This window comes from Rufibacter ruber (genome assembly GCF_001647275.1).
Lineage (GTDB): Bacteria > Bacteroidota > Bacteroidia > Cytophagales > Hymenobacteraceae > Nibribacter > Nibribacter ruber_C.
Window position 1 is genome coordinate 124,973 of the sequence record NZ_LRMM01000006.1, and the last position, 13,223, is coordinate 138,195.

General features: G+C 49.1%; 14 protein-coding genes. 7 read left to right on the top strand and 7 right to left on the bottom strand.

The annotated features are described in order from the left end of the window. Positions 1-38: 38 nt before the first annotated feature. Both A8O25_RS04240 and A8O25_RS04250 read right to left on the bottom strand, forming a co-directional pair. Positions 39-896, bottom strand: coding sequence for a M48 family metalloprotease (locus A8O25_RS04240; RefSeq protein WP_066831270.1), 858 nt, complete (start codon positions 894-896; stop codon positions 39-41). Positions 897-1,399: 503 nt separating this feature from the next. Next, complete coding sequence (locus A8O25_RS04250) at positions 1,400-2,212, bottom strand: murein L,D-transpeptidase catalytic domain family protein (protein WP_153042580.1); 813 nt, start codon at positions 2,210-2,212, stop codon at positions 1,400-1,402. A gap of 207 nt (positions 2,213-2,419) precedes the next feature. On the opposite strand from A8O25_RS04250, the gene A8O25_RS04255 reads away from it, so the two are divergent. Next, on the top strand, positions 2,420-2,773 hold the full coding sequence (locus tag A8O25_RS04255) for a hypothetical protein (RefSeq protein WP_066831278.1): 354 nt from the start codon (positions 2,420-2,422) through the stop codon (positions 2,771-2,773). A gap of 383 nt (positions 2,774-3,156) precedes the next feature. Here the strand turns inward: A8O25_RS04255 and A8O25_RS04260 are convergent, their stop codons facing one another. Beyond that, complete coding sequence (locus tag A8O25_RS04260) at positions 3,157-3,690, bottom strand: hypothetical protein (RefSeq protein ID WP_066831282.1); 534 nt, start codon at positions 3,688-3,690, stop codon at positions 3,157-3,159. A 418-nt stretch (positions 3,691-4,108) separates the two neighbouring features. After that, entirely contained in the window at positions 4,109-4,576 is a 468-nt protein-coding gene (locus A8O25_RS04265; protein WP_161947692.1) for a DUF4199 domain-containing protein, read from the bottom strand. A gap of 307 nt (positions 4,577-4,883) precedes the next feature. Here A8O25_RS04265 and A8O25_RS04270 point away from each other — a divergent pair, with 307 nt between their 5' ends. Then, complete coding sequence (locus A8O25_RS04270; protein WP_066831285.1) at positions 4,884-6,512, top strand: ABC-F family ATP-binding cassette domain-containing protein; 1,629 nt, start codon at positions 4,884-4,886, stop codon at positions 6,510-6,512. Between the two features lie 97 nt (positions 6,513-6,609). On the opposite strand, the gene A8O25_RS22855 is transcribed toward A8O25_RS04270, so the two are convergent. Beyond that, positions 6,610-6,759: a lmo0937 family membrane protein gene (locus A8O25_RS22855; protein ID WP_153042582.1), complete on the bottom strand. Its 150-nt coding sequence runs from the start codon at positions 6,757-6,759 to the stop codon at positions 6,610-6,612. A gap of 54 nt (positions 6,760-6,813) precedes the next feature. Continuing rightward, entirely contained in the window at positions 6,814-6,966 is a 153-nt protein-coding gene (locus A8O25_RS04275; protein WP_123127185.1) for a lmo0937 family membrane protein, read from the bottom strand. Between the two features lie 231 nt (positions 6,967-7,197). Here A8O25_RS04275 and A8O25_RS04280 point away from each other — a divergent pair, with 231 nt between their 5' ends. Further along, complete coding sequence (locus A8O25_RS04280) at positions 7,198-8,085, top strand: 3-hydroxyacyl-CoA dehydrogenase family protein (protein WP_066831289.1); 888 nt, start codon at positions 7,198-7,200, stop codon at positions 8,083-8,085. A 307-nt stretch (positions 8,086-8,392) separates the two neighbouring features. Here A8O25_RS04280 and A8O25_RS04285 read toward each other — a convergent pair whose 3' ends face one another. Next, positions 8,393-9,211, bottom strand: coding sequence for a 2,3,4,5-tetrahydropyridine-2,6-dicarboxylate N-succinyltransferase (locus A8O25_RS04285; RefSeq protein WP_066831291.1), 819 nt, complete (start codon positions 9,209-9,211; stop codon positions 8,393-8,395). Between the two features lie 47 nt (positions 9,212-9,258). Between A8O25_RS04285 and A8O25_RS04290 the strand changes: the two genes are divergently transcribed. From A8O25_RS04290 to A8O25_RS04305, 4 genes are all read left to right on the top strand, one after another. Beyond that, a complete protein-coding gene (locus A8O25_RS04290) occupies positions 9,259-10,389 on the top strand; it encodes a glycosyltransferase family protein (protein WP_066831292.1) in 1,131 nt (376 codons plus the stop codon). 70 nt (positions 10,390-10,459) lie between these two features. Then, a complete protein-coding gene (locus A8O25_RS04295; protein ID WP_066831303.1) occupies positions 10,460-11,470 on the top strand; it encodes a 3-oxoacyl-ACP synthase III family protein in 1,011 nt (336 codons plus the stop codon). A 102-nt stretch (positions 11,471-11,572) separates the two neighbouring features. Then, the gene (locus A8O25_RS04300) at positions 11,573-12,139 is read left to right on the top strand and encodes a metal-dependent transcriptional regulator (RefSeq protein WP_338152727.1); all 567 of its coding nucleotides are present in this window, start codon (positions 11,573-11,575) and stop codon (positions 12,137-12,139) included. A 22-nt stretch (positions 12,140-12,161) separates the two neighbouring features. Further along, positions 12,162-13,115, top strand: coding sequence for a metal ABC transporter solute-binding protein, Zn/Mn family (locus A8O25_RS04305; RefSeq protein WP_082893434.1), 954 nt, complete (start codon positions 12,162-12,164; stop codon positions 13,113-13,115). Positions 13,116-13,223: the final 108 nt, after the last annotated feature.

The following is a 13,223-nucleotide window of genomic DNA, read 5'->3' on the forward strand; positions in this document are numbered from 1 at the left end:
AGCCCTAAAACAGGTTAAAGTTATTGATTAGGCAAGTATCAGCAAGTAACCAGGAGTTTTTTTATCTGGAAGGGAAAGCCGGTTTCCTTACTCCACCAGCCCGGCCGCACCCCACAGGGAAACTCCTTTCCAATGGCCTGCTGGAGCCTGGTATTTCTGTTCTCAGGATTGGGGTGCGTTTGGAAGATCTCTGGTCCGCCGCCGCCCCCTCCGGCCTGGGCCAGTATCTCCATCACGCCTATCATGGACCTGGGGTCATAGCCCGCCTGGGCCGTAAAAGCGACAGACAAACGGTCAGATTCCAATTCATCATCCCTGCCGTACTTAAGGTTCAGGTGTCTTCCTACCATAGCCGCCGCTGCGGCAGTACTCGCCGAGGAAGGGTTCTCCGGATCATACGTGGCCACCGCCGTTGCCCCTGAAAGCCCCTGGGTAAGTTTAGATTTGACTGTTTGCTCAGCAGAGTGCCGTGCTACCACATGCCCCACCTCATGGCCCAGGACCCCGGCCACCTGGCCTTCGGTTTGCAGTCTGCGCAGGAGACCGGCCGTAATGAATATCTGCCTGCCGGGCAAGGCAAAGGCATTCACTGTGTTTTCATCTGCCAGCAAGTGGAAGTCAAACGCGTACGGTGTTTCTCTGGCTTTGGTATTTTGTACTATGCGCTGCCCAAACTCCTTGACTTTGGCAACGGCCTGCTGGTCTGGGTGCCGCCCCCCATACTGGGCGGCCATTTGGGGGGCGGCCTGTAACCCCAGGGCAATCTCCTGATCTGCGCTCATGTTCACATGCTGGTTTTCGCCGGTCACAGGATTGTACTCTCTGTTACACCAATAGGTCAGCATGGGAAAAGCCGCAATCACAATGCCCACCAAAATGCGCATAGAGCCTCTCATATTGCAAAATTTTAATGTAGCTACGGGTTTACCCCCTGATTCAGATTTATTATCACTCAGAAAGTATTCCTCCAAGAACGGCTCTAGCGGTAGTTGGTTGCGTGTTTATACGTATTGCTTTTGGCTGATTCTCAAAGAAACATAGCATAGCTGCTATATCCTTTTGATTGCACATACGTAAGATACCCAAGCGGGCAGAAGCTCGTGCACAACTAAAACATGCAAAAATGAATTTGAAGAGAACATTCGGCGCCATTCTGACAATCCTAGGGATTGTGGGTGTCATATGGGGAGCATATGCCTTCTTAGCTGGAGGTGACTCAGTAGGGAATCTTTCTGTGAATCAATTCTCAGCGGCCGTTCCGTTTGTGGTGGGGCTTATATTTCTTTTTACCGGTATCAGCTTAGTGAAAGCCACCCGGGACACTGCTTGATTTTTCAGACCCCTGTAAAACAGAAAAGCCGGCTATGTTAGCCGGCTTTTCTGTTTTACAGGGGTAAACTTATTTTCCTAACAGTACTTTTTGCTGGGCAATAATTTCAGATTCAAACGTTTTGATGGCTTTGGTTGGGTTCAGGTACGCAGACTGCAGGTTCGCCTTAGGAGAATCAATGTACAGGCAGGTGCCGTCTTTGATCAGGTTAATGACTTCGGCAGAAATATCTTGTGGCAAAGCGGGGCAACCGTGGCTGCGGCCCAGGCGGCCATGTTTTTTTACAAAGGCGTCACTTACATAGTCAGCCCCATGCACCACTATTGCGCGGCCTCTGGCATTGGAGTTGAACCCTTTGTCCAGGCCGTCTAGCTTCAGAGAGAGGCCGTGCTTGCCGTAATAAGGCTCATCTGTTACATAGAACCCTACACTGCTCATATGGGAATCAACCGTGTTAGAGAAGTTTACGGCCATGTCATTTCCAGACCCCTGGCCGTGGGCCACCAGACTTTTATAAAGAACTTTGTTCTTCTTCATGTCTACTACCCAAAATCTTTTCTCGCGGCTTGATTTGCCGAAATCAACAATGGTAAGAATATCTTTAGAACGGTTCAGCTTCTTTTGCTCTTTCAGGTTATAATACCCCGTGGCCGCTCGTTGGAAGACGTTGAAGTCTAAACCGGCCTGTTTTAGATCTGCATCATCATAGACTTCTTCCAGGAACTCCTGAAACGAAGGAATGATAGGCACATCTGTCATCTGGGGAATCGCCAGGCTCGCTTCTTGGTTGGGCAAAGTAGTATAGTGAGAAGGATCACTGGTAGCAGGCGATACGAAGGAAAGAGTGGCTAGAAACGAAAGTGCTAAAAATGTTCTATTCATATCTAATTTCTTTACAAGGTGCACTCTTATAACGAGGAGTCTTTCTACTTTTGTTCCATGTAGTCTGCATTTTCTCCTTTAAATATAGGGAGAACCTGGTGATCAGAAACAACACCAATGGTAAAAATACCATTATTTTCTAAAAGTGGATCTATGAAACTATCCTTTAAAAACTTTTTTTCTGCTTCTGTCCTCCCCTTTTCATGTGTGCTTTTACTGGCCTCTGGGGCCTGTTCCTCACGTACCAGCAATTTTAATTTTGATTCTGGCGCCTGGAAATCAGATGTACACGGCTGCGAAGGCAAACGTCAGGAACTACAAAAAGAGCTGGAGGCTATCCGGTTAGATTTAATTGGCCTGAAGGAGTATGATATCAGAAGCCTGTTTGGCAAACCAGAGGCCGAAGAGTTGCTGGACAGGAGCAATAAATCTTATGTATACTATATAAAACCCGGGCCAAAATGTGCCAGCTTCTCTGTCTCCAGCGAAACCCTGGTCCTCAAAGTGAGGATTGATGCCTTGGGCAATACCATTGAGTCTGCCATTACCAATTCCCTGTAAGCATTGCCCACAGATTCGTTTCTGCTATACAGGGTGTGCGTTTATGACCTGTTTTTCTGAAAATAGGGCAAAACCAGGTCTGGAAGGGAGGTTGACCTCAGAGGGGGAAAGGGTACACGCCTGGAAAGGAGCTAACACCCACGTATGAGAGTGCTTCATCATAAAAAAGTAGCTCCTTACTGGAATTCAACTGCCAAAAAAGAAAGCCGTTCTCCATACAGGAGGAACGGCTTTCTGGGCAAGCGTCAAATCTTAGTTTTTGACTTTCTTTTTTGTAGTCTCAGTCTTGATCTTCACCTTGTCTTTCTCCACTTTAGATTTTCCGTCTGGAGTGATGATTTTCGTTTCTGAGGGGGTTGACTTATATTTTACTGAGTCAGTCTTTAGTTTTTCGACTTTCTTTTTTTTTTCATCTCACCATAAGAAGACTCCACTTTCATTTTGTCATCTTTTACTTTGACTTCACCTTCTGCAGATTCAGCAGCGGCAGAACCGGCAGAGACATTCGTGCTGGTGGAGTTCATGGTAGAAGTACCTTCAGGGCTGGAGGCCCCACCGGAAGTGGCTCTGCCTTCCATTTCCAGATAAGCAGTGAATTGCTTTGGGGTTAGCACCTCTGCAAACTGCTCGTCCAGCTGATCTTTTACCTCTTTAATCTTGGCATCACGCATCTGGTTATCATTGGAGTACATGCGCTCTATTTCACTGTATCTATCTAACCTGGCCTGGTTAAGGGCCTTCAGTTTAATATATTGTCCTTCATTCAGCTCCAGGTTATTGTACATCTGCCGTGTCATATCTGTCGCGCTCATAGAAAGCACAGCACGGGTGGTAGCGGCAGTACCAGCAAGATTGGTTTGGGCTTGGGCAGTATAAACGGCACCAATAAAGAAGGCGGATAGTAAGAACTTTTTCATGATGTTTTGACGCTTTAGTTGTTTATGACTTCCAGTTGGTTATTTGCTTCTGGTTTATATCTCCTTTAACGTCACCAAAAATGTTATAGTTATATGAAATTTTATATTTTATAATTGCACTACAAAAACAATTGTGTTTGCACTATATTTAAATCATCAATATTCAATACGTCTATATATAGTCTATAAAATATTATTTTTCTATCTAAAACAGGTTATTATTACTCTCAAACCGATTTTTACCCTCAGAGCAAATTATTCCATATTGTAGTTTAACAACCGCCTCAGATAAAACAAATTAAGGAATTAAATTTTTTTCATCACTAAAATACAATTATCACCTAAAGGAGATACAATAAAAAAAGCCGACCCTTAGTAGAGAGTCGGCTTGAGAGGCGCTGGCTGAGCAGGCCGCAGCTTAAATATCAGTTAGTTTATGGTCTGGTTTTTTAAAGAACTGCATAGCCAGGTACGCAACAAAGGCACCAATGGCACAACCAAAGATGACCCAGGTAGTGGCTACAATCCAGATGGCTGGCTCGTCTCCGTAGAGGTCATCTGCCATGTATGGGTAAGAATAGGCCATGTCAAAGAGGTAGTCTCCAAGCACCTGGGCAGTAGAATAGAGTACTGAGGAGACTAACCCTACCATGAACCCCACCCCAATGCCTTCCAGGTAGTTAATCCTTCCGTTTTTCAGCTGCTTGTGCCGTTTTATGCCCAGACAGACCCCCACCACTAAAATCACCCCGGTTAAGAAGTGCAGGGAGGTCACATCTGCTAATCCTGTTACTATCAGCAGGAGGTGGTACACTATGGCTACTATTCCAGTAATCACTCCATAATAAGTACCGGTTTTCTGTACCGATGTCCTACGTTGTTCCATGTCTAGTTTTATTTTGTTTTGGTCGTTTAGCTTAGAAGCGGCAAGCTTCTCCATATCAACTAAGATATGATTTATCATATACTTGTATATTTGCGAAGGTGTTGTGTTAAAAGACATTTTTTTCATTCCTGCCCAAATCCCTTTTCAACTGACTCACCGCTTTTTTTCGGCCTGAACTGTTTCAACAAATTGATTGTCTGTATATAAGGCCGCACCGCATTCAGAACGTAAAATTTACCGCATAGAGATGGTTTACAGTTCTTTTGGTAACTTCGCGGCCACAACAGCATTAGACAAATAGTAAAGCATGATCAGCACCAATAACGTCAGCCTTTCTTACGGCAAACGCACCCTCTTTGAAGATGTCACCATTAAGTTCTCCCCCGGCAACTGTTACGGCCTCATTGGCGCTAACGGCGCGGGCAAATCTACCTTCCTGAAAATCCTTTCAGGGGAGATTGACCCCAACACCGGCACGGTGGAGATTCCTTCTAAAATGCGACTGGCGGTACTAAAGCAGAACCACTATGAATATGACGAGTATCCGGTTCTGCAGACGGTGATCATGGGCCACAAGCGCCTGTATGAGATTATGCAGGAAAAGGACGCCATTTACGCCAAAGAAGATTTCTCTGAGGCAGATGGCATGCGCGCCTCTGAACTGGAAGCTGAGTTTGCCGACATGGAAGGCTGGAATGCCGAATATGAAGCGGGTGAATTGCTGAGCGGCCTGGGTATTTCCCCTGACCTGCACTACACCTTGATGAAAGACCTGGGGGGTAATGAGAAGATCAGGGTGTTGCTGGCCCAGGCCCTGTTTGGGAACCCGGATATTCTGCTGCTGGATGAGCCTACCAACCACTTAGACGCTGAGTCTATCATGTGGCTGGAAAACTTCCTTGACAATTTTCAGAACACCGTGATTGTGGTGTCCCACGACCGCCACTTCCTGGATGCTGTTTGTACCCACGTGGCAGATATTGACTATGGCAAGATCCAGTTATTTGCGGGTAACTACTCTTTCTGGTATGAGTCAAGCCAACTGGCCACCAAGCAACGCACAGACGCTAACAAAAAGACTGAAGACAAACGCAAGGAGCTCCAGGCATTCATTGCCCGCTTTAGCGCCAACGCATCTAAATCAAAACAAGCTACCTCCCGCGCCAAATTATTGGAGAAACTGACCCTGGAAGACATCAAACCTTCCAGCCGCCGCTACCCTTACATCCAGTTCAAGCAGGAACGTGAGGCAGGGAACCAGATTCTGCAGGTAGAGGGCTTAAGCAAGAGCAATGATGAAGGGGTGATCTTCAAAGACATTTCGTTCATGGTTGACAAGAATGACAAAATAGCGGTCATTAGCCGCAATGACCTGGCCGCCTCTACTTTCTTTAAAGTAGTCATGGGTGAGGCCCAGGCAGACCAGGGGGAATACAAATGGGGAACCACCATCACCACCGCTTACTTCCCTAAAGACAACGGCGAGTTCTTCCAGACAGATATGAACCTGGTAGACTGGCTGCGTCAATTCTCTGTAGAGAAAGATGAAAGCTTTATCAGAGGGTTCCTGGGCAGAATGCTGTTCTCAGGAGAGGAGTCCCTTAAAAAAGCCAGCGTGTTATCTGGAGGCGAAAAAGTGCGCTGCATGCTATCCAGAATGATGCTGCAAAGCGGCAACATGCTGATTCTGGATGAACCTACCAACCACTTAGACCTGGAGTCTATCACAGCCTTGAACAACGGCTTGAAAGAGTACCAAGGCTCACTCCTCTTCAGCTCCCATGACTTGCAGTTTGTAGACACCATAGCCAACCGCATCATTGAGTTGACCCCTAGCGGCATCATTGACAAGCGCATGAGCTATGACGAGTACCTGACCAATGAAGACATCAAGCAGTTAAGGGCCAAGATGTACAAAGAGAAAACACTGGCCTAAGCCGGGGCGTTTCCGGGCTGTTTTTCTGAAAACAGCTCTAAAACAACAAAAAGGGCGCTACTGCTGTAGCGCCCTTTTTGTTTATCTGAAGCACGGGTTACCCCCTGATCAATCTTAATAGTACGGCAATGATGGCAATCACCAGCAGCACGTGAATAATGCCGCCCACGGTGTCTCCAAATCCCAGGAACCCAATGAGCCACAGAATCACCAGCACCACTGCTATGATATACAACAAGTTTCCCATAGTATTTTCATTTTACTGCTTACGCAGATGGAACATACTTTTCAGAAAATAGCGTTACGCCCTCCTGATCAGACGCAGCAACACCGCAATTACGGCAATGACTAATAATACGTGAATGATACCGCCTACTTGGTCACCAAAGCCCAAGAAGCCGATCAACCAGATAATTACCAATACTACTGCGATGATATACAATAGATTTCCCATAGTTTTAGTTGTGTTAGGTTTTAGTTTCACTCCCCCCATTTTGAAGGGAGCTTTAATGAATTTTTAGCTTGTACGCAACTGTATTGCAAAAGATTTATATAGGGTATATCAAATTTCTTTACAAGCAAAATTTCATCCCCGACTCCCCGGGGAAAAGCCACAACCTTAGCACGTTGCCATGCCGTTTAAAAGTTTTAGTTTTGTAGCACACACACTACTAAACACATGACTATGAAGATAGCCGTAATAGGATCAGGCACCATGGGAAATGGCATTGCGCACGTTTTTGCCCAGAACGGGTTTGAGGTTGCCCTGATAGATGTTTCGCAGGAGGCGCTCACCAAGGCGGTCACCACCATTGGTAAAAATCTGGACCGGATGATCACCAAAGGAACCGTTACAGAAGACGAGAAAGCCCAGACGCTGCAGCGCATTACCTCTTACACCGCCTTGCAGCAGGGAGTGCAGGAGGCAGATCTGGTCATAGAGGCTGCCACTGAAAATGTGGAGATTAAACTGGACCTGTTCCGTCAGCTGGAAGAATTCACTAAACCGGGCTGCATTCTTGCCAGCAACACCTCCTCTATCTCCATCACCAAGATTGCCTCTGTCACCAAGCGCCCAGACAAGGTGATAGGCATGCACTTTATGAACCCGGTGCCGGTTATGAAACTGGTAGAAGTGATCAGGGGCTACTCCACCAGTAACGAAGTAACAGAACAAATCATTGACCTCTCCAAACAGCTGGGTAAAATTCCGGCTGAGGCAAATGACTATCCTGGGTTTGTGGCCAACCGTATCTTAATGCCTATGATCAATGAAGCCATCTACACCCTCTTTGAAGGAGTGGCCGGGGTGGAGGAAATTGACACCATCATGAAACTGGGCATGGCGCACCCCATGGGCCCGCTGCAGCTGGCCGACTTCATTGGCCTGGATGTTTGCCTATCTATTCTGCGGGTCCTGCATGATGGTTTCGGGCAGCCAAAATATGCCCCTTGCCCACTGCTGGTGAACATGGTGCAGGCCGGACACAGAGGAGTGAAAACCGGGCAAGGGTTCTACTCCTACACCCACGGCACCAAAGACCTGGTGGTGGCAGATACTTTTAAAAAATAAGCAGTAATGGAAGTTTCTGTTTTAGGCCTGTTTTTCAGAAAACAGACCCAAAACAGAAAGCACCATTTTTTATTTGCAGTTTATACAGCTACTGGAAACAAAGATTTCTAAAACAGAAGGGGCCAGCTTTTTTGCTGGCCCCTTCTGTTTTAGTGCGGTATGGAAGCTAGCACCTACATGACTCAGTCAGGTATAGGGTTCTGCACAGGTAGAAGTTCCCTCTGTTTTTGGCTTGTTTTCCTGAAAGCAGCAAAACAGAGAAGATATTCAAACCTTCTATTGCTGAGACAGCCTCTTAAAAATTAGCCTACACTGCTATCTCGTTTTCCCGGAGGGCATCATTCAAAGACGTTTTCAAGTCTGTGCTTTCTTTGCGAAGGCCAATAATCAGCGCACAGGGCACCTGATAAGAACCTGCTGGGAACTCTTTGGTATAGGAGCCCGGGATCACCACAGACCTGGGCGGAACGTAGCCTTTGTATTCTTTGGGCTCTGCGCCAGTCACGTCAATGATCTTAGTGCTGCCGGTGATGCAGACATTGGCACCAATGACCGCCTCTTTCCCAATGTGGCAACCTTCCACCAGAATGCTTCTGGAACCAATAAAAGCGCCGTCTTCCACAATCACCGGGGCAGCCTGCACCGGCTCCAGAACACCGCCTAGGCCCACGCCACCGCTCAGGTGCACGTGCTTGCCCACCTGCGCGCAGGAACCAACGGTGGCCCAGGTGTCTACCATGGTCCCTTCGTCTACGTACGCTCCAATATTGGTGTAAGAGGGCATCAGGATAACACCCTTAGACAGGTAGGAACCGTATCTTGCCAGCGCATGCGGCACCACGCGCACCCCCTGTTCGGCAAAGTTCTTCTTCAGCGGAATCTTGTCATGGAACTCAAAGGGACCGGCCTCAATGGTCTCCATCTGCTGAATGGGGAAGTACATGAGCACCGCTTTTTTCACCCACTCGTTCACTTGCCATTTCTCACCGCCGGTTGGTTCGGCCACCCTGATCTCGCCTTTGTCCAGCATATGGATCACACATCTGATGGCTTCCTGCGTAGCAGACTGCTGTAACTGCGCCCGGTCATCCCAAGCGGCTTCTATGGTTGCGCGTAAGTCGTTCATTGGTCTTTTTAAAAGAATAAGAGCACAAATTTATTAATTTACACCCTATGTTCCGAAAGCGAATTTTACTGGCCTCTCTTTTGAAGCCGGTTTCTGATACCCGCATGTATGGCAAAATAGGAAAAAGCCTGGCAAAAATGGCGGGGACAGAGATACATGTGGCTGGTTTCGTCAGTAAAAACTTTAACCCAACTGAGTCCGGCATTCAGGTTCACCCGGTATTTAATTTCAGCCGGTTATCATGGCAGCGCGTGGCGGCGCAGTTCACCTACTGGCGTTTGCTGAAAAACATTAAACCGCAGCTGGTCATTGTGGGCACCCACGAGCTTCTTCTGCCTAGCTGGTGGTATTGCCGCCTGCATTCCTGCACGCTGGTCTATGACGTGCGTGAAAACTACTACGTGAACCTGACCACCCAGGGGGTGTATCCCGTTGCCGGAAAACTGCTGGGGCTGCTGGTGCGGGCCATTGAGAAATTCACAGCCCCTGCGGTCCATCATTTTCTGTTGGCCGAGGCGTCTTATGCCCATGAGCTCCCTTTTATTGGTACCAGCTACACGGTGCTGCAAAACAAATACCAGCCGCTCCCCCTTCAAGTGCAGGTGAGGCGCAAAACACCCGTTCACCTGGCTGCGGCCTCTCCCCTGCGGTTGCTATTTTCTGGCACCATCTCCCAACTGTACGGCGTGCTGGAGGCGGTACGGTTTGTAGAGCAACTGCGCCAGTATGTGCCAGACGCACAGCTGACCATCATTGGCTACTGCGCTGACCAGACCTTTTTAGGGGAGCTGAAAAAAAAGATTTCCCCGTTGCCCTTTGTACAGTTGATAGGCGGTGACGCGTTGGTGCCGCACGCCCAGATTCTGGAGGAGGAAAAGCGGCACCACATTGGGCTGCTTCCGTACCACCCCCACCCCAGCACCTTCCACTGCGTACCCACCAAGCTCTTTGAGTACCTGGGCAATGGCTTGGTCACCGTGGCACAATACAACCCGCACTGGAACCAGATGATAGAGGCGGCTGATGCCGGGTTCGGATATGATTTTTCAAAATCAGTAACCAGGCAGACGGTGCAGCTTCTGTTAGAAAAAACGTACTACCAAAATGGCCTTCCGGCGCAGGTGTTTTGGGCCAATGAAGAGCCCAGGCTGGAGCGGCTCATGCGGCAACTCCTTTAAGAACAACCCCAAAATTAAGTTTTAGACACACCTAAACAAATATTTTAACTTTTCGTACATTAGCGCAACTATGACAAAGCAACTTAGAAACTCACGCATTGCGGGACTGGGCCATTATGTGCCGGAGAAGGTAGTGAAGAACGCTGATCTGGAGAAAATAATGGACACCTCAGATGCCTGGATTGTAGAACGTACCGGAATCCATGAGCGGCGGTACTTTGAGCCAGGGAAAGACACCACCGCCAACATGGCCGCCAATGCCGCCAGAAAAGCCCTGGAGAAAGCAGGTTTAGAAGCCAAAGACCTGGATATGATTGTATTTGCCACCCTCAGCCCAGACTACTTTTTCCCGGGGTCAGGGGTGTTGTTGCAGCGCGAGCTGGGTATTTCAGATATTCCCTGCTTTGATGTGCGCAACCAGTGCTCTGGGTTCATCTACGCCCTCTCTTTAGCCGACCAGTTCATTAAAACCGGCATGTATGACAATGTGCTGGTGGTGGGTTCTGAAATCCACTCGTCCGGGCTGGATTTCAGTGACCGCGGCAGAGCCGTGTCTGTTATTTTTGGCGACGGGGCCGGAGCCGCTGTCCTTACCCCTTCTGACAGCCTGGAGAAAGGAATCCTCTCTACCCATTTACATGCCCAGGGCGAATTTGCCGAGGAATTAATGACCATAGGGCCGTCCAGCAACGAGCGGGAGCGCATAACGCACCAGATGATTGATGACGGCACCATCTTCCCTATTATGAACGGCAGCACTGTGTTCAAACACGCCGTAACGCGTTTCCCTGAAGTGATCAACGAGGCCCTGAACCAGAATGGCTATACCGCCGCTGATTTAAACCTGGTTGTGCCCCACCAAGCCAACTTGCGCATCACCCAGTTCATTCAGCAGAAGATGCAGCTGCCAGATAATAAAATCTTCAGCAACATTCAGAAGTACGGCAACACCACGGCCGCCTCAGTGCCTATTGCCTTCTCAGAGGCCTTTGAAGAAGGGTATGTGAAGGAGGGGGATCTTATCTGCCTTGCCGCCTTTGGCAGTGGGTTCACCTGGGCTTCTGCCTTGATCCGCTGGTAGTACAAACGTCATGCACAGTACCGCAGAAGAAAATTACATCAAAGCTATCTATAAACTGTCTGCTGGCGGCTCCACGGCCGTCACACCAACGGTTTATCTGAAGTGCTGGAAACCAAACCCGCCTCAGTGAGTGACATGCTCCGCAAGCTCAGCGCCAAAGACCTGGTGCATTATGAGAAATACCGCGGGGTCTTGCTCACTGAAGAGGGAAAACGGGTGGCGCTGAAGATAATTCGCAAGCACCGTCTCTGGGAAACTTTTCTGGTACAGAAGCTCCATTTCTCCTGGGATGAGGTGCACGAGGTGGCTGAACAGATGGAGCATGTGAAATCTGAGCTGCTCACCCAGCGGCTGGACGAGTTTCTGGGGCACCCGCGCGTTGATCCGCACGGCGACCCTATCCCCACTGAGAACGGGGAGCTGCGGCAGGTGCAGCAAAGGGCCCTCGCCTCGCTGGAGGTGCAGCAGGAAGGGGTGGTTAGCCGCGTGAAAGACTCCCAGCCAAGCTTCCTGCAGTACCTCAACCGGGTTGGAATCCAGATAGGCTCCCATCTTCAAGTGCTGGACAAGATTACGTATGACAACTCCCTTGAGATACAAATAGATAAGAACAAGTCAGTGATTCTTTCCTCAGATGTACTGGAGAAGATTTTCGTCATCTATCCGTGAAGTGCGTTTTAGACCTGTTTTTATGAAATCAGCCCCAAAACGGAAACGGTTCCTTGGGTGGTGGGTGGTAGGGCTGCTGCTGTCTGTTGCGGTTTCCTGCACCCCAGAGAACCCGGTGAGCGAAGAAGCCCGCCGGCATGGCAAACTCTACATAGTCACCACCACCGGAATCTTGCGGGATGCCGTGGCCCACGTGGCGGGTGACCGTGCCGAAGTGGAGGCGTTGATGGGCCCGGGGGTTGACCCTCACCTGTACAAAGCCGCCCTGGGTGATTTGCAGAAACTGCGGCAAGCCGATATCATCATTTACAACGGGCTGCACCTGGAGGGGAAAATGGGTGAGGTGCTGGAGAAGCTGGCCAGACAAAAGAACGTCTGGGCTGCTACAGATGCCTTGCCTGAGAAAAGCCTCCGCAAAACCCCGGCGTTTGCAGACAGCCATGACCCGCACGTCTGGTTTGATGTGCAGCTCTGGAGCCAGCTGGTAGAAGGGCTTGCCCAGAAACTGAAACGCTTTGACGCGGCCCACGCCCAGACCTACCAGACCAATGCCCAGCAGTACCGGCTCCAGCTAGACAGCCTGCACCGCTGGACCAAAAATGAGATTTCCTCCATCCCGGCGCAGCAGCGCATTTTGATCACCGCTCATGACGCCTTCGGGTATTTTGGCCGGGCCTACGGGATAGATGTGCGGGGGCTCCAGGGAATCTCCACCGTCTCAGAATTCGGCTTGCAGGATGTCTCCGGGCTGGTCAATTTTATTGTGAACAGAAAGGTGAAAGCCGTATTTGTGGAGACCTCCATTTCCCAAAAAGCCATTGAGGCGGTATTAGAGGGTGCCCGGCAGAAAGGTCACAAGGTAAAGCTGGGCGGGTCGCTGTATTCAGATGCCCTTGGGGAGGCGGGTGGTCCCGCCGGAAGTTACGTGGGCATGGTTCAGACCAATGTAAAAACAGTGGTTACCGCCTTAAAGTAACGTACGGGCTAACGGGTTGACAAAAGAAAATTTCTGTTTTCTGTTTTCAGAAATCAGGACCGCAAACAAGAAGAACTAGTTCAAGTAATTTACAAGGAATGTGGAAGT